We start from the raw sequence: 24,691 nt of genomic DNA on the forward strand, positions 1-24,691 counted from the left end.
GGTGTCCGCTGCCGCTGTGGCGCAGTGGCGGGCTGTGCTGGACGGCGGTTCGTAAGCGGGGCGGGGTTCGTAGGTACCCGGCGTGCGGGCTGGCCCGGGGTGGGTCGCGCAGCCCGGCGCTACGGGGTGCCGCCGCGCCCACCCGTGCCGCCCCAGCGGCACGACTGCCCGCAGCTACGGCGCCGCGTCCGCAGCTACGGGCTCGCGTCCGCTGCAACGCCCCCAGGGGTGCGGGGCTGTGTCGGTGTGCGGCTGCGCCGCGTGGGCGCGACCAGCCATATCTGTCCCGCAGCCCGCGACGAGACCGCACCACCCCCGAGCCTCTCGACCCTCGCCCCCGTCACCCCAACTGCGCCGGCAACGGCGCCCCATGCACCACGATCAACCCCGACACCGCACGCGTCAGGGCGACATACAACCGCCGCAACCCCGTCCGCTCGTCCGGCTCGCCGTCGACCACCGCCTGGGGTTCGTCCAGGACGACGTAGTCGTACTCCAGGCCCTTGGCGAGCGACGCCGGGACCAGCGTCAGACGGGTCTGCCGGGTCGTCTCCTCACCCGGGGCCAGGTAGCTGATCCCCGCCTCCGTCAGCGCCTCCGCCAGGGCGGGGATCCGGGCGTCCGCGGCGATCAGGCCGATCGAGCCCTCGTTGCGCAGCAACTCCTCGCAGGCGGCGACGACTTCCGGGTCCGCCGACTCCCGCGACGCCGGACGAACCTCGAAGAACCCGGGGTTCTCACGGATCGACGCCACGGGCGTCAAACCCGGCGCGATCGAAGGGAGCAGGCGGGAGGCATACGTGATGACGTCCGTCGGGACGCGGAAGCCGGCCGTCAGCTCCTCGATGACCCCCTCCGACTTGCCCAGGTGGGCCAGCGCCTCGTCCCAACTCCGCGTCGCCCAGGGAGTCGTCCCCTGTGCCAGGTCCCCGAGGACCGTCGCCGAACCGGTCGTGCAGCGGCGGCCCACCGCCCGGTACTGCATGGGGGAGAGGTCCTGTGCCTCGTCGAGGACGACATGCCCCAGGGAGGGCGTCCGCGCGACGATGTCGTTCGCCTCGTCGATCAGCACGGCATCCGCGGCCGACCACTTGGCCGACTTCACGCTGCGCGCCGGCTTCGCCCACAGGATCGTCTTCTGCTCGTCCGCGCTCAGCACGCCCTCCGCGTGTACGGCGAGGAAGTCCGCGTCCGACAGCAGCCGCAGTACGAGCTTCGCCGGGTCGACCGGCGGCCAGATCTCCTTCACGGCGGCCTTCACCGCGCTGTTGCGGGCCACCGCGTCCTGCACCCGGTCGTCCGGCGCCTCGCCCGCCCGTTCCATCTGGACGAGCACGGCGTGCGCGATGCGCTGCGGAAGAGCCTCGCGGGCGGCGCCGTAGCGGATGTCGCGGGCGAGCAACTCGCCGACGATCTCCTCGACTTCGTACGCCGGGACGCGCCACCTTCGCGACCCGCGCACGACGACGACCGCCTCCGTCGGCATGGTCACGTGCGAGTAGACGGCCCGTCGCAGCACCTCCGCCAGCCTCGCGTCGCCCTTGACGACCGCGGCCGCCGCGTCGTCCGTGCCGCGCACCTCGACGTGGGCGACGAGGTCGTCCACCGTCGCCTGGCGGACCGTCAACTCGCCCAGCGCCGGGAGGACCTGCTCGATGTAGTGCAGGAAGGACTTGTTCGGCCCGATGACGAGGGTGCCGGTGCGGGCGAGCCGCTCGCGATGGGCGTAGAGGAGATACGCGACCCGGTGCAGGCCCACCGCCGTCTTCCCGGTGCCCGGGCCGCCCTGGACGCAGACCGTCCCGCCGAGCCCCGACCGCACGATCTCGTCCTGCTCCGGCTGGATCGTCGCCACGATGTCGCGCATCGGGCCGACGCGCGGGCGCTCGATCTCCTGCTGGAGCAGCTTGCTGGTCCGGGCCGCCTCCGCCGGGTCGGACAGGTGCTCGTCCTCGTACGCCGTGAGGTCGCCGCCCGTGTAGCCGAAGCGGCGGCGCAGCGCGATGTCCATCGGGTCCTTCTTGGACGCCCGGTAGAACGGCTGGGAGACGGGTGCGCGCCAGTCGATGACCATCGGGTCGCCCTCTGCGTCGTGCACATGCCGACGCCCGATGTAGAAGTGTTCGCCCGCCGCGCCTTCCGCCCGCTCCGCGCCGGGCGCGTGCAGGTAGTCGAGCCGGCCGAAGAACAGCGGGGTGTCGCTGAGATCGGCCAGCGCCTTGATGCGCTCGTCGATCTGGCGGGCGAGGACTTCGGCGTTGACCCAGTTCGCGGTGACGTCGCTGATGTCGAGGGACTCGACGTCCTCGCGCATGGCACGCAGGGCGGAGCGGGAGGAGGCGAGATGGGAGCGCTCTCGGGCGAGCGGGTCGAGGGCGTCGTCGACGGGCGTGGACAAGGGGGTGCCTCCGGAGGGACCTACAGGTGGGTGACAGGCAGGTGGTCGAGAGAACCGACCGGTTTCCGTCCGGGCGGCGGCACTCCGCGGGGGGAGGCAGGCAAGAGCGGAGATTTTAGGTGAGCGGGGATGGCGAACGCCAACGAATATCCGGCCCGGCATCCGTCCCCTAGGGGACGAGGCCCTCCTCCCTGGGGGTACGCGCTCCGTCCGGAGGCGTACGCGGGCAGTAGGCGGCTTCGGCCCGTAGGCCGATGCCCTCTTTATGTCCGCGAACGCATCATGGAGACATGAGCGCAGCAACCATCCACCCAGCACCCGTGGGTCCCCCCGGAGCGACAGCGCTCCAGGGGAACCACCGTCATCGCCTCGGTGAAGCCCTGCGTGCCGTCAAGGTGTTCGCAGGTGCGGCCTTCGACGTGATCATCCTCGGTGAGTACGGCGAGGAGGCGGGCGTCCGCCGCAAGTGACGCCGTAGTCCTACCCCTCCGAAAGGATCTCGTCCGCGTCCACGATCCGGTACGCGTACCCCTGCTCCGCCAGGAAGCGCTGGCGGTGGGCGGCGAAGTCCTGGTCGATCGTGTCGCGGGCGACGACGGAGTAGAAGTGGGCCTGATGGCCGTCGGCCTTCGGGCGCAGCACCCGTCCCAGCCGCTGCGCCTCCTCCTGGCGGGAGCCGAAGGTGCCCGAGACCTGGATGGCGACCGTGGCCTCCGGCAGGTCGATGGAGAAGTTGGCGACCTTGGACACGACGAGGACGCTGATCTCGCCCTCCCGGAAGGCGTCGAAGAGCTTCTCGCGCTGGGCGTTGGAGGTCTCGCCCTTGATCACGGGGGCGTTCAGGTGCTCGCCTAGTTCGTCGAGCTGGTCGATGTACTGGCCGATGACCAGGATCTGCTGCCCGGCGAAACGCCGGACGATGGCCTCGGTGACCTTCCGCTTGGTGGCGGTGGTCGCGCAGAAGCGGTACTTCTCCTCCTGCTCGGCGGTGGCGTACGCGAGCCGCTCGGAGTCGGTGAGGTTGACGCGGACCTCCACGCAGTCGGCGGGCGCGATGTAGCCCTGCGCCTCGATCTCCTTCCACGGGGCGTCGAACCGCTTCGGCCCGATCAGTGAGAACACGTCCGACTCACGGCCGTCCTCCCGCACGAGGGTCGCGGTCAGCCCGAGCCGGCGCCGGGCCTGAAGGTCGGCCGTGAACTTGAAGACCGGCGCGGGCAGCAGGTGCACCTCGTCGTAGAGGATGAGCCCCCAGTCGCGGGAGTCGAAGAGCTCCAGGTGCGGATAGACACCCTTCCGCTTCGTCGTCAGGACCTGGTACGTCGCGATGGTGACGGGCCGGATCTCCTTCTTCGTCCCGCTGTACTCCCCGATCTCGTCCTCCGTCAGCGACGTCCGCTTCACCAGCTCGTGCTTCCACTGCCGGGCGGAGACGGTGTTGGTGACGAGGATGAGGGTGGTCGACTTCGCCTGGGCCATGGACCCGGCGCCGACCAGGGTCTTCCCGGCGCCGCAGGGCAGCACCACGACCCCGCTCCCGCCGTGCCAGAAGTTCTCCACCGCCTGCTTCTGGTACGGCCGCAGCGCCCAGCCGTCCTCGTGCAGCTCGATGTGGTGCGCCTCGCCGTCGACGTACCCGGCGAGGTCCTCGGCCGGCCAGCCCAGCTTCAGCAGCGTCTGCTTGATCTGGCCGCGCTCGGAGGGGTGCACGGCGACGGTGTCGGGGTCGAGGCGGGCGCCGACGAGCGGTGCGATGCGCTTGGAGCGCAGCACCTCCTCCAGGACCGGGCGGTCAGTGGTGGTGAGGACGAGGCCGTGCGCCGGGTGCTTGCTCAGCGTCAGCCGGCCGTACCGGTCCATCGTGTCGGCGATGTCCACCAGCAGCGCGTGCGGCACGGGGTAGCGGCTGTACGTCACCAGCGCGTCCACGACCTGCTCGGCGTCGTGCCCGGCCGCGCGCGCGTTCCACAGGCCGAGCGGCGTCACCCGGTAGGTGTGGATGTGCTCGGGCGCCCGCTCCAGTTCCGCGAACGCCGCGATCGCCCGACGGCACGCGTCGGCCTGCTCGTGATCGACTTCCAGGAGCAGGGTCTTGTCCGACTGGACGATCAGTGGTCCGTTCACGTGCGTGAGTCCTTCCGCTCGACCACCCGACCAAACGTCCAGTGTGCCTGATCGATTCCTGGTCGATTCCGGAGTCCTACAGGATGTCTTTTCATTCCTGTGAGTGGTGTGGTTTCACCTGGACGGCGGAGGCTGCGAAGAATGCGACCGTGCAGGCCATCTCTCGTGACTCGTCCCCGACCACCACCACTCCCCTCGGGTACGCCCTGTTCGCCACCCGTTGGCTACAGGCCCCGCTGTACTTCGGCCTCGTGGCCGCGCAGGGGGTGTACGTCTACAAGTTCTTCAACGAGCTGTGGACCTTAGTGCTCCGCTGTGTGACCGGCCAGGCGACCGAGACGTACGTCATGCTCGCCGTGCTCAAGCTGGTCGACGTCGTGATGATCGCCAACCTGCTGATCATGGTGATCGTCGGCGGCTATGAGACGTTCGTCTCCCGCATCGGCCTCCAGGGCCACCGCGACCAGCCCGAGTGGCTCTCGCACGTCAACTCCAACGTGCTGAAGGTCAAGCTCGCCACCGCCATCGTGGGCATCTCCTCCGTCCATCTGCTCCAGATGTTCGTGGACGTCCACCACACCTCGCGGCACGCTCTGCTGTGGGGCACGGTGATCCACATGGCGTTCATCGCGTCGGCGGCGATCCTGGCGTACATGTCGGGGCCGATGGCCGCGCAGAGCGAGCGGGTCTCTCATGAGACCCACAAGGAGCCCGCCCCCGAGGAGGTGCGGTCCCCGAAGGCGTTCGTCCCGGCCCAGGCCGGGTCACGCCACGACGACGAGCCCAGCGTCGAGGAGCGGCTGCGCGCCGCCGGGTTCCCGGCCCGCAAGCTGCTGGAGGAATTCGACTCCGAGCATCCGCACTCCTTCGACCGGGAGACGGTGGCCCGGCTCGGCAAGCTGGACTTCGTCGCCGCCCGCCGCAACGTGGTCTTCGTCGGCCCGCCCGGCACCGGCAAGACGCATCTGGCCGTCGGCCTCGGCGTGCGGGCCTGCCAGGCCGGGCACTCGGTGCTGTTCGCCACCGCCGAGGAATGGGCGGCCCGGCTGGCCGGCGCGCGGGACGCCGGGCGGCTCGCGGAGGAGCTGGCCGCGCTCGACGACCACCCGGTGCTGATCGTCGACGAGGTCGGCTACACCCCCTTCGACGCGGGCACCGCCGGCCTCTTCTTCCAGCTGATCGCGCACCGCTACGAACGCTCCTCGCTGATCGTGACCAGCGACCGCCCGCTCGGCCGCTGGGACGAGATCTTCGGCGGCCCCTCGGCCCTGGCGATGGTGGACCGGCTGGCCCACCACGCGGAGCTGGTGCGGATCGACGGGGAGAGCTATCGGACGCGGCGTGCTACTTCAGCGTGGGCAGATTGAGGTTGTTGACCAGCGGCTGGGCGAACACGTGCCCGTCGACGTTGACGATGGGCTCGCCTCCGGCCCCGGCCACCGGGAGCGGCAGGGGTGCCGCCGAGGCCTCGGGCGTGAGGACGGCAGCCATCGCGGCCGCCGAGCAGAGGACGGCGACGGCGGCGGTACGGGTGCGGACGGGGCGCTTGGGACGCATGGGGCTTCAGGGCCTTTCAGGTACGGAGGGCGGGCCGGCCCTGGGACGCCGGGGCCGGCCCGAGGGTGCGCTGCGGTCGCGTCAGATCTGCGGGGTCTCGATGACCAGCCCGGCGGCGTCGATGCCGATCGCTGCGGCCTGGGCGGTGAAGGCGCCCATCATCAGGGCTGCGGCGGCCAGGACGGTGGCAAGGCGACGAGCTGTGCGCATGGGACAACTACCTCTCTGTTGCGCTCACTTGAGCGTGATCAGGACACCCGGTGGCTGCCCTGCGCCGTGAGACGCGATGCGGAAAGGTCCCGAAGGTCGCTCAACAGTTGGACAAGCCCGGCGTGGCGCGCATGAACCGCCGCGTACACCCGAACGGGTGGGGTGCCGTCAGGTCTGGTCGTCCGCCAGTTCCGCCACCCCCGTGATCCGGTGCAGCGGATACGTCCGCACCTCGTCCGCCGTGTGGTCGTACGCCGTCACGAACCCGCCCTCCACCCGCACCGGCGCGATCACCCGCTGACTGGCGGCGCCCTCGGCGTTGACGTACCCGATCCACAGCGCCTCGCCGGTCAGGACGGCGGCCTGCATGGTGGCGAGGGTCTCCGCGGGGGTGGTGCGGGGCAGCTCGCCGCCGGTCACGGCGGGGCCGGTCGCGCTCGGCTTGCGTGGGGTCGTGGAGGCGAGGTCGCCCGCGCGGATGGCGCGGATCGCGGCCGCCAGCAGGGTGGCGTCCGGCGTCGGCGGGCCGTCCGGGACCGGCTCGGGCGCCGTGCGCGGCGGTGTGCGGTGGGCGTCGGCGCGGGTGATCAGGACGTCGCCCTCCGCCGACTCGGCGGCCGGCGCGAAGCCCATCGCGCGCAGGCCCTCCAGCAGCGTGGCCGGATCCGTGTGGGTGGCCAGGACCGTCGGGGCCAGTCGGCGCAGGCGCAGACCCGCGGCCCGCTTGTCGGCGAGGATCTCGTTCAGCACCGCGTCGTCGTCGCAGCGGACGTACCCGGAGGCCGCGCCCACCCGCAGATGGCCGTGCTTACGGGCCACGTCGTCGATCAGGTACGCCAGCGGCTGCGGCACCGGCGTCCGGGAGTGCTCGGCGAGGAAGGCGTGCAGGTCGGAGGCGCTGCGGCCGGCGTCGAGGGCGCGGCGTACCGAGCCGGGCGTGAACCGGTACACCGTCGCACCGCCCTTCGACTCGACGTCCGCGAGCACGCTCAGCATGTCGGCCAGCGGTCGTCGCAGCGGGCCGGGTGCCACGGCCGTCAGGTCGGCCTGGAGGAGGACGTGGTCCAGCGGCTCGGGGAGGAGGGGGGCCAGGAGACGGGCGGCCGTGGCGGAGGCGGTGGCCTGTTCGGTGGGGGAGAGGGGTTCCGGGGGCGGGGCCGGGCGGTGGTGCACGGGGAGTTTGTCGCCGGGGCCGGCCGGCTGCTCCTCGGCCGCCGGTTCCGGCTGCGGCGCGCCCAGCAGTGCCCGTCCGTGCGCCGACAACGCCCCCCGCCCCGTCACCCCGAGCATCTCCGCCTCGCTCAGCGTCCACCGGGCGAGGCGGCCCCGCAGGTCGTCGTCCTGCTGGGGTCCCCGGAGCGGACGCTCCCAGCGCAGGCGGGCCAGCACCGACTCGGTGGACGGGGACGCCCCCTCCGGCAGGCCGGCGAGGAGGGTCAGCACCCGGTGCCGTACCTCCGGCGCGGCCGAGCGGTCCAGGCCGGGGCCCAGCGCCGACAACGTACGGTCCTTCGTGTCCCGTCCGCCGACCACGCCCGCGGTGCGCGTCGCCGTCAGCCACGCCTGCGCCAGCAGGGCCCAGCGCTGGGCGGGGGGCTGCTCCAGCCACTCGTCGTAGGCGGGGGTCGCCGCGTACCGTTCGTCGGGCTCGCCGTCGGAGGCCAGCAGCCCGGCGGCGTAGGCGAGCTCGACCCAGAAGGCGGCCAGGGGTTCGGACACGTCGAGGGCGACGGCGGTGCGCTTGAGGTCACGCACGCTCAGGCCGCCCGCCCGCAGCACGGTGGGCCCGCCCTCGTGCCAGTCCTTCAGCAGCTCCTCGACGGTCGCCAGCGCGGTGTACGCCTGCCCGGCCGCGGCCGCGTCCACAACCTGTGGACGGTGCGTCGCGGCCGCCTCGACGGGCGGCGGCAGCGGCTCCGTGGTGCGGTGCGCGCGGCCGGCCCGCAGATGCAGGGCGACCTCGCGGGGGAGTACGACCGTGCCGGGCGCGGTGGGCAGGAGCAGGCCGCGGTCCAGGAGCCAGCGCAGGCGCGGGGCCGGGTCCGCGGTGACCTGGCCGTACGGCGGCCCCCAGACCAGGCGGGAGAGGACCTCCCGGGACTCCTCCGGGGCGTCGGCGAGCAGGGCCGCCATCCGCCGCCGGTCGCTGAACAGGGCGGACAGCGACGACACGGCGGACACGGCGTCGTGGGTCGAGGGCAGCCCGGCCGTCGTGACGATCTCCTGGATACGGCCCGGCGACATACCCGCGGTGGCTTCCTGCACGGTCGGGCCCAGCCCGGTGGGGGACGGGTGCTGCGGCGAGGGCGCCAGCAGCTCACGTGCCGTACGCACCAGCCGCAGCCGGTCGTCGGCGCCCCACACCAGGGCCTGCTCGCGCAGCGTCCCGAGAGCGTGCGGCAGCGCCCCGGCGACGGCCGGGTCGCCCGCGTCGCCGGCCATCAGCGCGAGCAGTTCGTCGTACGTCGCCGGATCCGCCGCCACGGCCAGCGCCTCCGCCGTCTGCAACGCGAGGCGGTCCAGCCGTTCCAGGGCCCGCACGACGGAGGCCCGGGTGCCGGCCCGGGTCGCCAGCTGTGTGAGGTCCGTCGGGACGGGGGTGATGAGGTCGGGGCGGCTGCGCAGAAGTACGGCCAGGGAGGCGTCGTCCCGCACGCGGAGCGCTTCCGCGAGGGAACGGGGCGGTGTAGCCGGGTCGCTCATCCTGCCCACGTTAGCGGGTTGCCTCCGGCGGCAAGAGGGACCGCCCGGGTCCGGCCCGGACCTGGCACCCCTGTCCTGCGCTAACGTCGTCCCCACCGGGCTTCAGCACACCCACCCCGGAGGGGACTTCGTGGGGATCGAGAGCGACCAGGTCGTCTACGAGTATCTGAGCCGCGTCGGTGACGTGGCGCAGCAGCGGCAGCTGCCGTCGGGCACCCGCATGCGCCTGGTGAACGAGCTGCGGGGCGAGATCGACCGGCGTCGCGCCAAGGCCGCCGTCGACAGTCCCGCCGCCGTCCGCCGCATCATCGCCCGCCTCGGCACCCCGGACGAGGTCGTCGCCGCCGCCGGAGGCACCGCCGCCCCCGCGCCCCAGGCGCCGGTCACCTCCGTGCCGGTGCAACCGGACGGCGCGGACCACGACGAACGACCCAAGGGCCTGCGCCGGATCGTGCCCCGCCCGCGCCCCGCCGAGGCCCCGGCCCGGCCCGACGACGCGCCCCCGCCGCCGCACCTCGCCAGCACCGCGGACCTCGGGGGAAGCGCGCTCCAGCCGGACTGGTGGCGGGTGGACAGCAGCACGTTCGGGCCCGGCGAGGACGTCCCGGGATTCGTCGGCGGCGTCGAGATCCCGGAGATGCTCAGGCGCCCGCCCGCGCAGGAGGAGACGCGGCTCCGGAAGAAGGAGCCGGTCGAGGAACCTGAAGCGGACGCCGTGATCGAGGCCGAGGCCGAGGTGCCGGAAACCTCCCGTCGCCGTCGCCTCATCCGTCGGCCGACCCTCCCGTCCGGCCGCTGGAGCAACCCCCTCCTCCTGCTCGCCGCCGCCCTCCTCGTCGTCGGCGCGGTCCTCGGTCACCTCGTCGTCCTGCTCCTCGGCTGGCTCATCGCCTGGGGCTCGCGACGGCTGAGCGACGCCGAGACGAAGTGGGCGGTCGTGATCCTGCCCGGCCTGTCCCTCACCGCCGGCGTCGTCTGGCTGTGGGGCCGCACCAACGGCCGCTGGGGCGACCCCATCGCGGAGGGCCACATGAACGCCGCGCTCAGCGAGACCTGGCCCTGGGTACTGCGGGGAGCGGCGGTGGCGTCGGCGCTGTTCATCGTCTGGCGATCACAGAGGCAGCAGTAGCGCCCCGAACGGGGGCGAGGTGACCGACCTCAGTGGCGCGGGCTGGGCACAATGACCCACATGGCTTCCCTCACCGTCGGCTTCGACCTCGACATGACCCTCATAGACTCCCGCCCCGGCATCCACGCCTGCTACACGGCGCTGTCCGCGCGCACAGGGACCCGCATCGACGCCGACCTGGCGATCACCCGGCTGGGACCGCCCCTCGCCGACGAGCTGATCAACTGGTTCCCGGCGGAACAGGTCGAGGCCATGACCGACCTCTACCGCGAGATGTACCCGGCGATAGCCATCACCGCCACCCCCGCACTCCCCGGCGCCCGCGAGGCGATCACCGCCGTACGGGACGCGGGCGGCCGCGCGATCGTCGTCACCGCCAAGTACGAACCGAACGCCAAACTGCACCTGGAACACCTCGGCATCCAGCCCGACGCGGTCATCGGCAACCTCTGGGCCGAGCAGAAGGCCGAGGCCCTGCGCGAGTACGCGTCGGGCGTCTACGTCGGCGACCACCAGGGAGACATCCGTGCCGCCCGCGCGGCCGACGCGCTGTCCGTCACCGTGGCGACCGGGCCCTACAGCGCGGCGGAACTCGGCGAGCTCGGCGCGGACGTCGTCCTCACGGACCTGACGGAGTTCCCGGACTGGCTCTCCGGCTACCTGGCCGCGCCACGCGCCTGACGTCGCCCCGCCGCGACCGAGCGGAGCACCCCCGCACCGGCGACGAGGAATCCGACGCCCATGAGCATGCTCAATCCGAACATGTATGTGGGAAATGGCGTCGTTCCGAGCAGGAACGGGGCCACGGTGACCAGAGTGGCCACAGCACCGATGAAGAAGACGACCGCACCGGCACGGATCAGTCGGTCACCGGGAGCGGCGGAATTCGTTTGGGTTTTGTCACGCACCGGACCAGGGTAGTTCCCTGCGCGAAGGAACAACCGGGCGACGTCTTGTCACCGGCTCCGGGAGCATTAGCCTTGGTAGCGGCGGGTCATGGTCGACCCGCTGTAGTGCTATCAAGAGCCGTTTTCAGAAGCAGTTTTCCGACGAGTACGAGGACGAGGACAGACGTGCCTACCGGCAAGGTCAAGTGGTTCAACAGCGAGAAGGGCTTCGGCTTTCTCTCCCGCGACGACGGCGGTGACGTCTTCGTTCATTCCTCGGTCCTCCCCGCCGGAGTAGACACACTCAAGCCGGGACAGCGAGTGGAGTTCGGGGTGGTCGCCGGTCAGCGCGGTGACCAGGCACTTTCGGTCGCGATTCTCGACCCGACCCCCTCGGTCGCGGCCGCCCAGCGCAAGAAGCCGGACGAACTGGCCTCCATCGTCCAGGATTTGACGACCGTCCTGGAGAACATCACGCCGATGCTGGAGCGGGGCCGCTACCCCGACAAGGCCGCCGGCAAGAAGATCGCCGGGCTGCTGCGGGCGGTCGCCGACCAGCTCGACGTATAGGAACTTCCAGGCAGTTGCCGGGCTTACCGGTCTTAAACGGACAGGTTTGCGCGGGCTTACGCGTTCTTACGGGAAATCCAACGTAACCGGGCCGAGGGGCGACACCAGCCCCTCGGCTTCTGCGCGTCAGCTCCTGCGCGTCGGTTCAGGGGCGCGGGGGTTCAGGGAAAAGACAGGGCTTCGGGCCCGAGGGGCGGAACCAGGCCCTCGGCCGCCGCGCGGGTGAGCAGTCCGCGTACGGCCGCGTAGCCGTCCTCGCCGAGGTCGGACGTGAACTCGTTGACGTACAGGCCGATGTGCTGGTCCGCGACGGCCGGGTCCATCTCCTGGGCGTGCTCCATGACATACGGACGCGACGCCTCGGGGTCGTCCCAGGCGGCCCGTACGGAGGTGCGGATCGAGTCGGCCAGGAGCAGCAACTTCTGTGCGCCCAGCGACCGCTTGGCGATGATCGCGCCCAGGGGGATGGGCAGACCCGTCGTGCTCTCCCAGTGCTCGCCCATGTCGGCCAGCTTGTGCAGGCCGTAGTTCTGGTACGTGAAGCGCGCCTCGTGGATGACGAGCCCCGCGTCGACCTTCCCGTCCCGCACGGCGGGCATGATCTCGTGGAACGGCATCACGACGATCTCGCCGACGCCGTCGGGGAGCGTGTCCGCCGCCCAGAGGCGGAAGAGGAGATACGCCGTCGACCTCTCGCTCGGCACCGCGACCGTACGGCCGGTGAGGTCCACCCCCTCCTCCCGCGTCAGCACCAGCGGGCCGCAACCCCGGCCCAGCGCGCCCCCGCAGGGCAGCAGGGCGTACTCGTCGAGGACGTACGGCAGGACGGCGTACGACACCTTCAGCACGTCGAACTCGCCGCGCTCGGCCATGCCGTTGGTGATGTCGATGTCCGCGAAGGTGACGTCGAGCGTGGGGGCGCCGGGGACGCGGTCGTGGGCGAGGGCGTCGAAGACGAAGGTGTCGTTCGGGCAGGGGGAGTACGCGATCTGCACGGTCTGTCGCTGCTGCTGCTCACCGGTCATGCGGGTGCCAACCTTCCAGGACGGGTGCGAGCTTCCCGAACGCCTCGTTGAGGGCCGCGAGGGCGTCGCCGATGCGCCAGGCGGCGCGGTCGCGCGGGCCGACGGGGTTGGAGACCGCGCGCAGCTCCAGTACGGGCGTGCCGTGCGCGGCGGCGGCCTCGGCGACGCCGAAGCCCTCCATGGCCTCGGCCAGCGCGGTGGGATGGCGCTCGCGCAGCCGCGCGGCGCGCACGGCGGTGCCGGTCACGGTGGAGACGGTGAGGACGGCGCCGGGGCGGGCGCCGGCGGCGGTCGCCACTTCTCGTACGAGTGCTTCCGGCGGACGGTGGGTGACGGTGCCGAAGCCCAGCTCGGTGACGGGCAGGAAGCCGTCGGGGGTCTCCGCGCCCAGGTCGGCGGCCGTGATCTCGTCGGCGACGACGAGGGAGCCGACGGGGGCGTGCGGGGCGAACCCGCCCGCGATGCCGGCGGAGACGGCCAGGCCGTAGGGGGCGCCTTCGAGGGCGGCCCGGGTGAGGGCGGTGGCGGTGGCGGCGGCGGCCCGGGCGGGGCCCACGCCAACGGCGATCACGTCGACGCCGGGCAGGTCGAGCGCCTGAGCCACCGCGTCCCGCTCAGCCGGGACGGCGGTGGCCACCAGGAGTCGTACGGCGGACGTGGTCAGCTGTCCTTCTTGAGCTTGAAGGACCACAGGCCCGTCACGTCCTGCTCGCCCTCCTTGATGGAGACGAGCGTGGAGTCGCCGCTGGCGCCGTACTGCGCGTTGAAGAACACGCTGCCCGGGACGGTGCGGTAGGTCTTGGTGCTGGAGTCGGTGAGCGGCTGGCCGTTCATGAGGATGGTCCAGCCCTCGTCGGCGATCTCCGGGTCGACGCCGAAGCGGACGGTGTCGTCGGGGTCCACCTTGATGGACTCGATGTCCTTGTCCTTCAGGCACTTGGCCAGGTCCGCGGACTTCAGGGCGTCGCCCTCACCACCACAGGTGGCTTCCGCGTTGACGGAGGAGGTGCCGACGGTGATCGTCGCCATCGGGGTCGGCTTGTCGCAGGCCGACAGGACGAGCAGTCCAGCGGAAACGGCGCCGGCGGCGGCGAGCGCGCGGCGGCGTCGCACAACGGCGCGGACGATAGCGGCTCCGCCGCGTGGCATCGTGGTCATGGGCGAAGGTTATCGGGCCCGTGTGACGCTCTCTCTATGCGGGGGCGGCGTGCCCCGCGTGACGGGCGTGGGTGGGCGTGTCAGGCCACGTGCGGCCGGGTGCGGCCGCCGTGCCGGGCCGAGCCGATCAGGCCCTTGATGGTGGTCAGCCAGCCGACGGCGACGATCCCCGCGCCCACCAGCAGGCCCAGGGAGCCCTTCAGCGGCAGCACGATGCCGATCGCTCCGCCGAGTACCCAGGAGACCTGGAGCAGCGTCTCGGAGCGCGCGAAGGCCGACGTACGGACCAGTTCGGGCACGTCCCGCTGGATCAGCGCGTCCAGGGACAGCTTGGCCAGCGCCTGCGCGAACCCGGCCGTCGCCGCCAGGAACGCCACCAGGATCGCGCCGAAGAAGGTCGCGGCCGTGAGCGCCGCGAGCAGCACGAAGCCCACCACCGTCACGATGATGATCTCGGGCGCCCGGGAGCGCAGCCACGCGCCGACCGCCGTGCCGCAGGCGTTGCCGATCCCGGCCGAGGCGGCCACTATGCCCAGCGACACGGCCGCGCTCTGGCCGGACATCGGGTGCTCGCGCAGCAGGAACGCGAGGAAGAAGATCAGGAAGCCGGAGAGGCAGCGCAGGGCGGCGTTGGCGCCGAGGGCGTGGGTGACGGCGATACCGACCGTGCGCAGCCCGGGGCGCTTGACGGGCTGGCGGTGCGGGCCGTGCAGATGCTGCTCGTCGGCCGCGAGCAGCGCGGTGTCCTCACCCTTGGCCGAGTCGACCTTCGGCGGCAGCGTGAACGACAGGAACGTACCGGCGATGAAGATCAGGAAGGCGCCGTACAGCGGATAGCGCGGCCCGAGCGCCTGGAGTCCCGCGCCGATGGGCGCGGCGATGCCGGTGGCGAGGAGGCCGCCGAGGGTGACCCGGGAATTGGCCTTCACCAGGGAGAAGCGGGGTGGCAGCAGCCGGGGCACCACGGCGCTCCTGACGACGCCGTAGGCCTTCGAGGCGACCAGCACCCCGAGCGCGGCCGGATAGAGCTCGATACTGCCGGTGACGACGGCTCCGGCCAGGACCAGCGCGAGCATCGCCCGGGCGAACATGGCCCCGGCCATCGCGGCGCGCCGGCCGTGGGGGACGCGGTCGAGGAGCGGGCCGATCACCGGCGCGAGGACGGTGAACGGTGCCATGGTGATGCCGAGGTAGAGGGCGACCCGGCCGCGCGCCTCGTCGGTGGGGACGGAGAAGAAGACGGTGGAGGCGAGGGCGACGGTGATCATCATGTCGCCGGCGCCGTTCACCCCGTGCAGCTCGATCAGCTTGCCGAGGCCGGACTCGCCCGCCCCGTGCGCGTGGGTGGCCTTGCGGATACCGCGTGCGGTTCCGGTGAACGGGAAGTGCAGGGCACGGCCGACCGCACGGAAGGAGCCGCGCCTCCGGCCCGTTCCGCCGCCTCGCCTGCGGCCGCCCTTGGCGCCACCGATGCCGGTGGCTCCTTCGGGCTGCTTCGCGGTTGCCACGACGCAATAGTGCCCCGAAGTGAGGGCGGGTAGTGCGGTTACGGCGCGTATGGGGGGCAAGGTCCCGCATCGGCGGAGGGCAACCGTCGGCTCGACGAGAAGGTTCCGCCACCCGCCGCGCAGCGGTGAATGGACCGTCGGTGTAGGCCCAGCGCCCGCGAGCAGGTAGCGTGCGTATCTCAGCCATCCCGCACAATGGATGACGTAGGTGCGCCCGAGCGCGATTCGGATGCGGACGTCGACGCGGCCCACAGGTCCGCTCCGTCTGTTCCGTCGCCTCAAGGGCACCGCACCCGAGAGACGGCGTAGGAGAGAAGCGATACCTGTGAGCGCAGCGACAACGCGAAGCCGCACCCCCGACCGTCTGTGCGCCGAGGCGGTCGACCTCGCCCGCAGTGCCGCCGAGGAGGCCGCCGCGCCCGGCGTCGTGGGCGAGCACGCGGGTCTGGTCTCCGAGGGCGACCGCGTTGTCACGCACTTCTTCGAGTGCAAGGAGTTCGGGTACCGCGGCTGGCGCTGGGCGGTGACGGTGGCGCGGGCATCGCGCGCCAAGGTCGTCACGCTGGACGAGGTGGTCCTGCTCCCGGGCCCGGACGCCCTCCTGGCCCCCGAGTGGGTGCCCTGGAGCGAGCGCCTGCGCCCCGGCGACATGGGCCCCGGCGACCTGCTCCCCACGGACGCCGAGGACCTCCGCCTGGAGCCCGGCTACTCCGGGGAGGACGAACCCGGGCCGAACTCGCCCGTCTCGGAGGAGATGGCGGAACTGGTCGAGGCGGAGGACGCCGAGGTCACGGCGGCCACCCCCGCGAACCTCCCGGTCGCCCCCTCCCGTGGCTCGATCGCCGCGGTCGCCGAGGAACTGGGCATGCGCCGCGCCCGCGTCCTGTCCCGCTACGGCCTCCACGTCGCCGCGGACCGCTGGGAAGAGGCGTACGGGGCGAAGACCCCCATGGCCCAGGCGGCCCCGGCCTCCTGTGTCACCTGTGGCTTCCTGGCCCCCATCGGCGGCTCCCTGGGCCAGGCCTTCGGTGTCTGCGCGAACGAGTTCGCCCCGGCCGACGGCCGGGTGGTGTCCCTGACGTACGGCTGCGGCGGCCACTCCGAGGCGGCCGTGATGCCCAAGCCCCCGCGTCCGGCTCCGCCGGTGATCGACGAGACGCGGGTGGACCCGTTCCCGCTGCGTCCGGCGGCGGACTCGGGGTCGGTGCCGGTGGGGGCGGACGAGGACTCGGCGGAGCTGGGGCACTCCTAGGACGTACGCGTTCCCGCGTGTCAGCGGGTGGCCCAACCTGTGCTCCGTACCCCGCTTCCCAGGCGGTACCTTCATCGTCAGCCGATGAGGAGAGTCAACGTGAGCAAGTTCGTGCGGCCCGCGGCCGAAGGCGCCGACCCCTTCGGTACGGCCCGTCTGCGGCGCGGGGTCCTGGACGCCTGGGCCACCAGCCCCGCCCGCTTCCGTGAGGACGCCAACGCCGAGGAGGACCTCGTCCTCGGCGGGTACCGGGACCGGCTCGTCGTCGAGCTCGCTCAGAACGCCGCCGACGCCGCCGCCAGGGCAGGGGTGGCCGGGCGCCTTCGGCTCACCCTCCGCGAGGGTGTTCTCGTCGCCGCCAACACCGGTGCTCCGCTGGACGCGGGCGGCGTCGAGTCGCTGTCCACCCTGCGTGCCTCGGCCAAGCGGGACACGGCTTCCGTGGGGCGCTTCGGTGTCGGGTTCGCCGCCGTTGTCTCCGTCACCGACGAGCCCGCCGTGGTCGGGCGGCACGGCGGTGTGCGGTGGTCCCTCGCCGAGGCCCGGGAGCTGGCCCGGGAGACCGCGCGGCACAGCCCGGGGCTCGGGGACGAGGTCCGCCGGCGGGACGGGCACGTACCGCTCCTCCGGCTGCCGTTCGCCGCCGAGGGCACCGCCCCCGATCCGTACGACACCGCCGTCATCCTCCCGCTGCGCGACACCGCCGCCGCCGACCTCGCCGAGCGGCTGCTGCGCACCGTCGACGACGCCCTGCTCCTCGCCCTGCCCGGCCTCGAGGAGGTCGTGATCGAGGTCGGCGACGACGAGCCGCGCACCCTGCGCCGCAGTGCCGACGGCCCTTTCACGGTCGTGGAGGACTCCCGCGACGGCGTCACCCACTGGCGTACGGCCGCCGCCGACGGACCGCTCACCCCCGACCTCCTCGCCGACCGCCCGGTGGAGGAGCGGCTGCGTCCCCACTGGTCGCTCACCTGGGCCGTGCCCGTCAACGCCGCCGACAGCACGCCCGCCCGGCCCCGCACCGCCCCCGTCGTCCACGCGCCCACGCCCAGCGACGAACCCCTCGGCGTCCCCGCCCTCCTCATCGCCTCCTTCCCCCTCGACACCACCCGCCGCCACGCCGCGCCCGGTCCGCTCACCGACTTCCTGGTGCAGCGGGCGGCGGACGCGTACGCCGAACTGCTCGCCGACTGGCGCCCCGTGAGCGAGGGCGTCATCGGCCTCGTGCCCGGGCCGCTCGGCAAGGGCGAACTGGACGGCGCCCTGCGCCAGGCCGTCCTGGACCGGCTGCCCCGCACCTCCTTCCTCCCGCCCGCCGTCGAGCCGCCCGAGGACGACTCCGAACTGCCCGAGTCGCTCCGGCCGCGGGACGCCGAGATCGTCGAGGGCGCCGGTGCCGACACCGTGCGCGTGCTCGCCGAGGTCCTGCCCACCCTCCTGCCCGCCGGGCTCGAACGCCGCGTGGAGCTGCGGACCCTGGGCGTCGCCCGCGTCCCGCTCACCGACGCCGTCGACCGGCTGGCCGGGCTGGAGAAGGAGCCGGACTGGTGGCGGCGGCTCTACGACAGCCTCGCCGGGGTCGACCCGGACCGGCTGTCCGGGCTGCCGGTGCCGCTGGCCGACGGGCGCACGACGATCGGCCCCCGGCAGATCCTGCTCCCCGCCTCCGACGGGGCACCCGTCGACCCCGAGATCCTCGCCCGCCTCGGCCTCAAGGTCGCCCACCCGGACGCCGCGCACCCGCTCCTGGAGAAGCTCGGCGCCCTGCCGGCCACGCCCCGCGCGGTCCTCACCACGCCCCAGGTGCGCGCCGCGGTCGCCGCCTCCCTGGACGACGACGGCGGGGTGAGCTGGGAGGAGGACGCCCCGGACGCCGAGGAACTCGCCGACACCGTGCTCGCGCTGGTGCGGGACGCGGGCCTGGAGCCCGGTGACGAGCCGTGGCTCGGCGCGCTCGCCCTGCCCGACGAGGAGGGGGAGTTGGCACCGGCCGGTGAACTGGTCCTCCCCGGCAGCCCCTTCGCCCAGGTCATGCGCGAGGACGAACTCGCCACCGTCGACGCCGAACTGGCCGAGAAGTGGGGCGAACAGCCGCTCGCCGCCTGCGGTGTCCTCGCCAACTTCGCCCTCGTCCGGGCCACGGACGTCGTCCTCGACCCCGATGAACTGGAGCCGCGCGAGGGCGACTTCGCCGAGCCCGACGACGCCGGCCTGCTGGACGCCGTCGACGTCTGGAGCGAGGACATCCTCGACCGCTTCCCGGACACGCCCGTACCGCCGGTCGCCACCGAGCTGATCGCCGTACGCGACCTGGATCTGGTGGACGACGACAAGTGGCCGCAGGCCCTCGCCCTGCTCGCCCAGCCGCCGCTGCGGGACGCGCTGACCCAGCAGGTGCGGATCCTGCTGCCCGACGGCACGCATGAGGTCGTACGGCCGTACACCGCCTGGTGGCTGCGGGGCAACCCGGTGCTGGACGGCCGCCGCCCGGCGGGCCTGCTGGCCTCCGGCGGCGATCCGCTCCTGCGCGGCCTGTACGACGAGGCCGACGCCACCGGCTTCGACGACGAGCAGGTGCTGCGGGCGCTCGGGGTGCGCACCTCCGTCGCCGCGCTGCTGGACGAGCCGGGCGGCGCCGCCGAGCTCCTCGACCGCCTCGCCGACCCCGACCGCCCCGTCACCTCCGCCCAACTGCACGCCCTGTACGGCGCCCTGGCCGACCTGGACCCCGATCAGGTGACCCTGCCGGACGAGCTGCGGGCCGTCATCGACGGCCGGGTCGAGGTCGTGGACGCGGCCGACGCGGTGGTCGTCGACTCACCGGATCTGCTGCCCTTCACCGAGGGCGTGCCGCTGCTGCCGGTACGGCCGACGCGGGCCGCCGAGCTGGCCGAGCTGTTCCAGGTGCGGCGGCTGAGCGAGTCCGTCACCGGGGAGGTGACGAGCGAGGGCGCCGAGCGCGACGTACCGGAGTCGGTACGGCTGCTGCTCGGGGCGCGGACCCCGGACTCGTACGTCGAGCACGAGGAACTCGTCGTCGACGGCGTCGAGATCGACTGGCGGCTGACCAACGACGGTGCCCTGCACGCCGCCACGCTGGAGGGTGTCGCCGCGGGGCTCGCGTGGGCGGCGGGGCAGTGGCCGCGGCGGTTCGAGGTGGCGGCGCTGCTGGAGGATCCCTCGCGGACGGGGGAGCTGGCGCGGGATCGCTGGTTCGACTGACGATCCCCGTGAACGGTCAGTCCGCCTCGGTTTCCAGGAAGTAGTCGTACGTCTCCAGGTCGAGCGTGATCCCGGTGAGCTGCCGGACGCGCTCGGCGTGCTTGTGCGTCAGCGGATACACGTCGGCCAGCTGCTCCGGCGGCATCCCCAGGAGTTCGCCGAAGGCTTCCCCGCCGACCTCGGTGACGTCGGTGGTCGCGTCGGGCCGTTCCTCGTCCTTGAGATAGCGGACGATGAGGAAGTAAACGGTCACAGCATCACTTTCCGGGCGGCGTGGATCAGCGGGCCCGTCGAGGATCCCATCGATCTTGAAATCTCCCGCACAAATTTCTCACGAGACGTACAACCATTCGCATCCGTCGCGAATCTGATCACGTGGGTCAACAGACTCTCTGATCACTCGGGTCCCGTACCGCCCCACGAGCCGCTGGGCGCGACAGGCGAGGGGCCCCGTCTCCACGTGGGGAACAACACATGCGCATGCGTGCCACCCTCGGCGTCGTCACCGGCGCTCTGGCCCTTTCCGCTCTTGCCGTGCCGGCCGCTCAGGCCGACGAGGTCGAGGGCGACACGACGATCTCGAACGTCGTGGTGAACGGTGGCAAGGCGGCGGTCGTCGGTTCGACCGCGAAGAAGACCATCACCGTCTCCTTCACCGTCAAGGACAACTCTGGCGTCGACTGGGCCCAGGCGATCCTGTACCACGGTGCGAACATCGACAGCTCCGACTCCGGCGCCGTCGCCAACAGCAGCGACGGCCGTGCCACCTGCACGGTGGTCAGCGCCACGACGTCGAACTGCAAGTCCACCTTCGACCTCGAGCCGGGCTACAACCTGATCAACAGCGTGGCCGGCGGCTGGAAGGTCTGGGCGATCGCGGCGGGCAACGACGCCGACTACGTCCAGAAGGACAACGCCAAGAGCTTCAACGTGCAGCGCCTGTCGAAGCTGACGGTCAACGCCTCCCCGGAGCCCGTGAAGAAGGGCAAGACCATCACGGTCACCGGCAAGCTGACCCGTGCCAACTGGGACCGCGGCACGTACAACGGCTACTCCACCCAGCCGGTGAAGCTGCAGTTCCGCAAGAAGAGCTCCACCACCTACACCACCGTCAAGACCATCAAGACGAGCACCACCGGTGACCTGAAGACCACGGTCACCGCGTCCGTCGACGGCTACTTCCGCTACTCCTTCGCGGGCACCTCGACCACCCCGGCGGTCAACGCCGCGGGTGACTTCGTCGACGTGCAGTAGGCGACAGAGCTGTAGCAGGAACAGGGCACGCGTCACGAACTCCCGGCCACAGACGGGAGTTCGTGACGAAGCTCACGAAGATTCCGCATGCACCGCACAACCGGCAGCGCCCGCCGCCTATCTGATCACATGGACCAACAGGTCCCACGATCACCCGGGCCCCGATGTGACCAGCAGTGCAGGGAACGACGACCAGCGGGGCCCCCTTTCCGTACCAGGGGAACGCATGCGCATCAGAGCCACCGTGGCTGCCGTCTCCGGCGCCCTGGCCCTCTCCGCCCTCGCCGTGCCGGCCGCTCAGGCCGACGACTCCGCCGCCTCCTACCGCGCGGACGTCGCGAAGATCCGCCAGGCGGCGCTCGCCGCGTCCGGCAGGGCCGCCGCCGAGGAGGGCAAGCCGTACGCCCTGAACGTCTCCTTCTCCAACTTCAAGATCGCCAAGACGGTCAAGGTCGGCACGACCAACCACGTCTCCACCACGGTGACCTACACGCTGACCCACGGCGCGGACGTCAAGATCACCGCCGCCGACTTCGTCACCGACCCCATCATCTACCGGGGTTCCGCCACCGCGCCGGACAACATGCTCTACGGCAACAAGCCGGCCAAGTGCACCGCGACCTCCGCGACCACCGCCGACTGCAAGGGCACCATCGACGTCTACCCGGGCGACCACGAGCTGGTCAACGCGGACGCCGGCACGTGGCGGGCCGCCGCGGAGGCCACCGCCTTCAACGGCCAGGACCCGCAGGGCGAGACCTTCGACATCACCAAGGTCGGCTACAAGGGCCAGAGCGGCCTCGGCACCACGCTGATGCAGCGCTTCTCCAAGCTGACGGTCAACGCCTCGCCGGAGCCGGTGAAGAAGGGCAAGACCATCACGGTCACCGGCAAGCTCTCCCGCGCCAACTGGGAGGACAACAAGTACCACGGCTACGTCGGCCAGCCGGTGAACCTCCAGTTCCGCAAGAAGAACAGCAACACCTACACCACGGTGAAGACCATCAAGACGAACTCGACGGGTGAGCTGAAGACCACCGTCAAGGCCACCCAGGACGGCTACTTCCGCTACACCTTCGCGGGCACGACGACGACGCCCGCCGTCAACGCCACTGGCGATTTCATCGACGTCCAGTAGGCGCGCCCCGCAAGGGGCGCGGGGCTGTGTCGATCTGCGGCTCCGCCGCGTGGGCGCGACAAGCCACAGTGGACCCGCAGTGACCCACGGCGCCCTTCGGCCCAAGCCAAGCGCAGCGGCTACGCGGGGAAGCGGCGGTCGACCCATTTCCAGGTGAACTCCAGGGCGACCGCCGCCACCCCGGCAATCCCCACCGCGATCCACGGCATCGTCACCCCGACGAGCCGCAGCGCGAAGAACTCCTGCAGCCACGGCACCACCAGCACCAGCAGGAACCCGAGGCCCATCGCGGCGACCAGCGCGATCCGCCACCAGGTGTACGGCCGGGCGATGATGGCCAGCACCCACATCGAGATCAGGAAGAGCACCAGGGTGGCGACGCTGGTCTCCGCGTCCAGCGCGCCCTCCCCGGTGTAGTGGTGACGGGCGATCAGATACGTCGCGAACGTCGCCACCGCGGCCACCAGCCCGCCCGGGATCGCGTACCGCATGACCCGTCGTACGAAGTGGGGTTTCGCGCGTTCCTTGTTGGGGGCGAGGGCCAGGAAGAAGGCCGGGACGCCGATCGTGAGGGTGGAGAGCAGCGTCAGATGGCGCGGCAGGAAGGGGTACTCCACCTGCCAGAACACCACCATCAGCGCCAGCAGCACCGAGTAGACGGTCTTCACCAGGAACAGCGTCGCGACCCGGGTGATGTTGCCGATCACCCGCCGCCCCTCCGCGACCACCGACGGCAGCGTCGCGAAGCTGTTGTTGAGCAGCACGATCTGCGCGACGGCCCGGGTCGCCTCCGAGCCCGAGCCCATCGCCACGCCGATGTCGGCGTCCTTCAGGGCGAGGACGTCGTTCACGCCGTCGCCGGTCATGGCGACGGTGTGCCCGTGGGACTGGAGCGCGCCCACCATGTCCCGCTTCTGCTGCGGGGTGACCCGCCCGAAGACCGTGGCGTCGTCGAGAGCCGTCGCCATGCCGTCCCTGTCCTGGGGGAGCCGGCGTGCGTCGACCGTCGTACCGGTCAGTCCGAGCTTGGTCGCGACCGCGCCCACGGACACGGCGTTGTCCCCGGAGATCACCTTGGCGCGGACGTTCTGCTCGGCGAAGTAGCGCAGGGTGTCGGCGGCGTCGGGGCGCAGCCGCTGTTCCAGTACGACGAGAGCGGCGGGCTTGGCCCCTTCCGCCACGTCGGGATCGTCGAGGTCGCGGTCGGCGCGGGCGAGCAGCAGGACGCGCAGCCCTTGTTCGTTCAGCCGATCGGTTTCGGCCAGGGCCGGGTCGTCGGCGGTGAGAAGCACGTCGGGGGCGCCCAGCAGCCAGGTACTGGCCTCGCCGTTGCCCTCGCTGAAGGTGGCGCCGCTGTACTTGCGGGCCGAGGAGAAGGGCAGGGACTCGGTGCAGCGCCAGTCCTCGGCGTCGGGGTAGGCGTCGATGACGGCCTGGAGGGAGGCGTTCGGGCGGGGGTCGGACTCGCCGAGGGCGCCCAGCACCTTGCGTATGTACTCCTCGTCGCTGCCGCCCAGGGCCCGTAGCTCGGTGACGTCCATGCCGCCCTCGGTGAGGGTGCCGGTCTTGTCGAGGCAGACGGTGTCGACGCGGGCGAGGCCCTCGATGGCGGGGAGTTCCTGCACCAGGCACTGCTGCCGGCCGAGCCGGATGACGCCGATGGCGAAGGCGACGGAGGTGAGGAGCACCAGCCCCTCCGGGACCATGGGCACGATGCCGCCGACGGTGCGGGCGATCGAGTCGTCGAGTTCGTTGTCCTTGGCGACCAGCTGGGTGATGATCAGGCCGGTGGCGGCCGGGATCATCATCCAGGTCACGTACTTGAGGATGGTCGAGATGCCGGAGCGCAGCTCGGAGTGGACCAGCGTGAACCGGGATGCCTCCTCGGCGAGCTGGGCGGCGTAGGCCTCGCGCCCGACCTTGGTGGCCTGGAAGGCGCCGCCTCCCGCGACGACGAAACTGCCGGACAGGACCTGGTCCCCCGGCCGTTTGACGACCGGATCGGCCTCCCCGGTGAGCAGCGACTCGTCGATCTCCAGCCCGTCGGCCTCGACGCACACCCCGTCCACGACGGCCTTGTCCCCCGGCCCGATCTCGATCAGGTCGTCCAGCACGATCTCGGACGTACTGACCTCGGCGGCGACCCCGTCCCGCCGCACCGTGGGCCGCGCCTCGCCGATCACCGCGAGCGAGTCGAGGGTCTTCTTCGCCCGCCACTCCTGGATGATCCCGATGCCCGTGTTGGCGAGGATCACGAACCCGAACAGGCTGTCCTGGATCGGCGCGACGAACAGCATGATCACCCAGAGCACGCCGATGATCGCGTTGAACCGGGTGAAGACGTTGGCGCGGACGATCTCGGTCATCGACCGGCTGCTGCGCACCGGCACGTCGTTGACCCGCCCCTGCGCGACCCGCTCGGCCACCTCGGCGGCGGTCAGCCCGCCCGTCGCCACCGGGGCGGTGGCGGGGTACACGGGGTTGTCCACTTCGGTGCCCGCGTCGGCATGCGTCATGCATTCGACGGTACGTGCGGATCTACGGCTTCACCCGCCG

The 24,691-nt window shown here is 71.9% G+C and carries 21 protein-coding genes; 9 read left to right on the top strand and 12 right to left on the bottom strand.

From position 1 onward, the window contains the following. Positions 1-340 precede the first annotated feature (340 nt). The gene (locus tag ADK36_RS29740; protein ID WP_053199659.1) at positions 341-2,398 is read right to left on the bottom strand and encodes a HelD family protein; all 2,058 of its coding nucleotides are present in this window, start codon (positions 2,396-2,398) and stop codon (positions 341-343) included. A gap of 290 nt (positions 2,399-2,688) precedes the next feature. Here ADK36_RS29740 and ADK36_RS29745 point away from each other — a divergent pair, with 290 nt between their 5' ends. Continuing rightward, entirely contained in the window at positions 2,689-2,868 is a 180-nt protein-coding gene (locus tag ADK36_RS29745) for a hypothetical protein (protein WP_048581198.1), read from the top strand. A gap of 10 nt (positions 2,869-2,878) precedes the next feature. On the opposite strand, the gene ADK36_RS29750 is transcribed toward ADK36_RS29745, so the two are convergent. Next, positions 2,879-4,522, bottom strand: coding sequence for a DNA repair helicase XPB (locus ADK36_RS29750; protein ID WP_048581199.1), 1,644 nt, complete (start codon positions 4,520-4,522; stop codon positions 2,879-2,881). 158 nt (positions 4,523-4,680) lie between these two features. Between ADK36_RS29750 and istB the strand changes: the two genes are divergently transcribed. Then, positions 4,681-5,889 carry an IS21-like element helper ATPase IstB gene (gene istB / locus ADK36_RS51160; protein ID WP_107086929.1) on the top strand — a complete coding sequence of 403 codons (1,209 nt, stop codon included), beginning with the start codon at positions 4,681-4,683 and terminating at the stop codon, positions 5,887-5,889. On the opposite strand, the gene ADK36_RS29760 is transcribed toward istB, so the two are convergent. The 3 genes from ADK36_RS29760 to ADK36_RS29765 all read right to left on the bottom strand — a co-directional run bounded on the left by ADK36_RS29760 (position 5,867) and on the right by ADK36_RS29765 (position 8,992). Then, positions 5,867-6,079: a hypothetical protein gene (locus ADK36_RS29760; RefSeq protein WP_048581201.1), complete on the bottom strand. Its 213-nt coding sequence runs from the start codon at positions 6,077-6,079 to the stop codon at positions 5,867-5,869. The genes istB and ADK36_RS29760 overlap by 23 nt on opposite strands. Positions 6,080-6,160: 81 nt before the next feature. Next, complete coding sequence (locus ADK36_RS51045) at positions 6,161-6,289, bottom strand: hypothetical protein (RefSeq protein WP_267132852.1); 129 nt, start codon at positions 6,287-6,289, stop codon at positions 6,161-6,163. 168 nt (positions 6,290-6,457) lie between these two features. Further along, a complete protein-coding gene (locus ADK36_RS29765) occupies positions 6,458-8,992 on the bottom strand; it encodes a helicase C-terminal domain-containing protein (RefSeq protein WP_048581202.1) in 2,535 nt (844 codons plus the stop codon). A gap of 130 nt (positions 8,993-9,122) precedes the next feature. Here ADK36_RS29765 and ADK36_RS29770 point away from each other — a divergent pair, with 130 nt between their 5' ends. Both ADK36_RS29770 and ADK36_RS29775 read left to right on the top strand, forming a co-directional pair. Further along, the gene (locus ADK36_RS29770; protein ID WP_048581203.1) at positions 9,123-10,121 is read left to right on the top strand and encodes a hypothetical protein; all 999 of its coding nucleotides are present in this window, start codon (positions 9,123-9,125) and stop codon (positions 10,119-10,121) included. Positions 10,122-10,172: 51 nt separating this feature from the next. Further along, positions 10,173-10,802, top strand: coding sequence for an HAD family hydrolase (locus tag ADK36_RS29775; RefSeq protein ID WP_048581204.1), 630 nt, complete (start codon positions 10,173-10,175; stop codon positions 10,800-10,802). On the opposite strand, the gene ADK36_RS50575 is transcribed toward ADK36_RS29775, so the two are convergent. Then, the gene (locus tag ADK36_RS50575; RefSeq protein WP_053215189.1) at positions 10,778-11,029 is read right to left on the bottom strand and encodes a hypothetical protein; all 252 of its coding nucleotides are present in this window, start codon (positions 11,027-11,029) and stop codon (positions 10,778-10,780) included. The genes ADK36_RS29775 and ADK36_RS50575 overlap by 25 nt on opposite strands. Before the next feature lie 165 nt (positions 11,030-11,194). On the opposite strand from ADK36_RS50575, the gene ADK36_RS51165 reads away from it, so the two are divergent. Next, on the top strand, positions 11,195-11,578 hold the full coding sequence (locus ADK36_RS51165) for a cold-shock protein (RefSeq protein ID WP_048581205.1): 384 nt from the start codon (positions 11,195-11,197) through the stop codon (positions 11,576-11,578). Positions 11,579-11,739: 161 nt separating this feature from the next. On the opposite strand, the gene ADK36_RS29785 is transcribed toward ADK36_RS51165, so the two are convergent. The 4 genes from ADK36_RS29785 to ADK36_RS29800 all read right to left on the bottom strand — a co-directional run bounded on the left by ADK36_RS29785 (position 11,740) and on the right by ADK36_RS29800 (position 15,269). Further along, complete coding sequence (locus ADK36_RS29785; RefSeq protein WP_048581206.1) at positions 11,740-12,603, bottom strand: 1,4-dihydroxy-6-naphthoate synthase; 864 nt, start codon at positions 12,601-12,603, stop codon at positions 11,740-11,742. Further along, positions 12,593-13,294: a futalosine hydrolase gene (locus ADK36_RS29790; RefSeq protein ID WP_199830276.1), complete on the bottom strand. Its 702-nt coding sequence runs from the start codon at positions 13,292-13,294 to the stop codon at positions 12,593-12,595. The genes ADK36_RS29785 and ADK36_RS29790 overlap by 11 nt, the downstream gene beginning before the upstream one ends. After that, positions 13,264-13,761, bottom strand: coding sequence for a DUF2771 domain-containing protein (locus ADK36_RS29795; RefSeq protein WP_199830277.1), 498 nt, complete (start codon positions 13,759-13,761; stop codon positions 13,264-13,266). The genes ADK36_RS29790 and ADK36_RS29795 overlap by 31 nt, the downstream gene beginning before the upstream one ends. A gap of 80 nt (positions 13,762-13,841) precedes the next feature. After that, positions 13,842-15,269, bottom strand: coding sequence for an MFS transporter (locus tag ADK36_RS29800; RefSeq protein ID WP_048581208.1), 1,428 nt, complete (start codon positions 15,267-15,269; stop codon positions 13,842-13,844). A gap of 325 nt (positions 15,270-15,594) precedes the next feature. Here ADK36_RS29800 and ADK36_RS29805 point away from each other — a divergent pair, with 325 nt between their 5' ends. Both ADK36_RS29805 and ADK36_RS29810 read left to right on the top strand, forming a co-directional pair. Further along, positions 15,595-16,521: a DUF3027 domain-containing protein gene (locus ADK36_RS29805; RefSeq protein ID WP_048581209.1), complete on the top strand. Its 927-nt coding sequence runs from the start codon at positions 15,595-15,597 to the stop codon at positions 16,519-16,521. 99 nt (positions 16,522-16,620) lie between these two features. After that, entirely contained in the window at positions 16,621-19,743 is a 3,123-nt protein-coding gene (locus ADK36_RS29810; RefSeq protein ID WP_048581210.1) for a sacsin N-terminal ATP-binding-like domain-containing protein, read from the top strand. A 16-nt stretch (positions 19,744-19,759) separates the two neighbouring features. Here the strand turns inward: ADK36_RS29810 and ADK36_RS29815 are convergent, their stop codons facing one another. Continuing rightward, positions 19,760-19,996, bottom strand: a complete 237-nt coding sequence (locus ADK36_RS29815) for a DUF7683 domain-containing protein (protein ID WP_048581211.1) — start codon at positions 19,994-19,996, stop codon at positions 19,760-19,762. Between the two features lie 221 nt (positions 19,997-20,217). Between ADK36_RS29815 and ADK36_RS29820 the strand changes: the two genes are divergently transcribed. Beyond that, complete coding sequence (locus ADK36_RS29820) at positions 20,218-20,997, top strand: hypothetical protein (protein ID WP_048581212.1); 780 nt, start codon at positions 20,218-20,220, stop codon at positions 20,995-20,997. 226 nt (positions 20,998-21,223) lie between these two features. Beyond that, entirely contained in the window at positions 21,224-22,135 is a 912-nt protein-coding gene (locus ADK36_RS29825) for a hypothetical protein (RefSeq protein WP_048581213.1), read from the top strand. A 119-nt stretch (positions 22,136-22,254) separates the two neighbouring features. Here ADK36_RS29825 and ADK36_RS29830 read toward each other — a convergent pair whose 3' ends face one another. Next, entirely contained in the window at positions 22,255-24,651 is a 2,397-nt protein-coding gene (locus tag ADK36_RS29830; RefSeq protein WP_048581214.1) for a cation-translocating P-type ATPase, read from the bottom strand. Positions 24,652-24,691 lie beyond the last annotated feature (40 nt).

The organism is Streptomyces viridochromogenes (genome assembly GCF_001270495.1).
Classification (GTDB): Bacteria; Actinomycetota; Actinomycetes; order Streptomycetales; family Streptomycetaceae; genus Streptomyces; species Streptomyces viridochromogenes_A.

What these genes read in the sequence shown, in the direction of transcription:
- ADK36_RS29745 (WP_048581198.1), top strand. Translation starts at nt 2,689, where the DNA reads ATGAGCGCAGCAACCATCCACCCAGCACCCGTGGGTCCCCCCGGAGCG.
- ADK36_RS29760 (WP_048581201.1), bottom strand. Translation starts at nt 6,079, where the DNA reads ATGCGTCCCAAGCGCCCCGTCCGCACCCGTACCGCCGCCGTCGCCGTC.
- ADK36_RS51045 (WP_267132852.1), bottom strand. Translation starts at nt 6,289, where the DNA reads ATGCGCACAGCTCGTCGCCTTGCCACCGTCCTGGCCGCCGCAGCCCTG.
- ADK36_RS29765 (WP_048581202.1), bottom strand. Translation starts at nt 8,992, where the DNA reads ATGAGCGACCCGGCTACACCGCCCCGTTCCCTCGCGGAAGCGCTCCGC.
- ADK36_RS29775 (WP_048581204.1), top strand. Translation starts at nt 10,173, where the DNA reads ATGACCCACATGGCTTCCCTCACCGTCGGCTTCGACCTCGACATGACC.
- ADK36_RS29785 (WP_048581206.1), bottom strand. Translation starts at nt 12,603, where the DNA reads ATGACCGGTGAGCAGCAGCAGCGACAGACCGTGCAGATCGCGTACTCC.
- ADK36_RS29795 (WP_199830277.1), bottom strand. Translation starts at nt 13,761, where the DNA reads ATGACCACGATGCCACGCGGCGGAGCCGCTATCGTCCGCGCCGTTGTG.
- ADK36_RS29820 (WP_048581212.1), top strand. Translation starts at nt 20,218, where the DNA reads ATGCGCATGCGTGCCACCCTCGGCGTCGTCACCGGCGCTCTGGCCCTT.
- ADK36_RS29825 (WP_048581213.1), top strand. Translation starts at nt 21,224, where the DNA reads ATGCGCATCAGAGCCACCGTGGCTGCCGTCTCCGGCGCCCTGGCCCTC.
- ADK36_RS29830 (WP_048581214.1), bottom strand. Translation starts at nt 24,651, where the DNA reads ATGACGCATGCCGACGCGGGCACCGAAGTGGACAACCCCGTGTACCCC.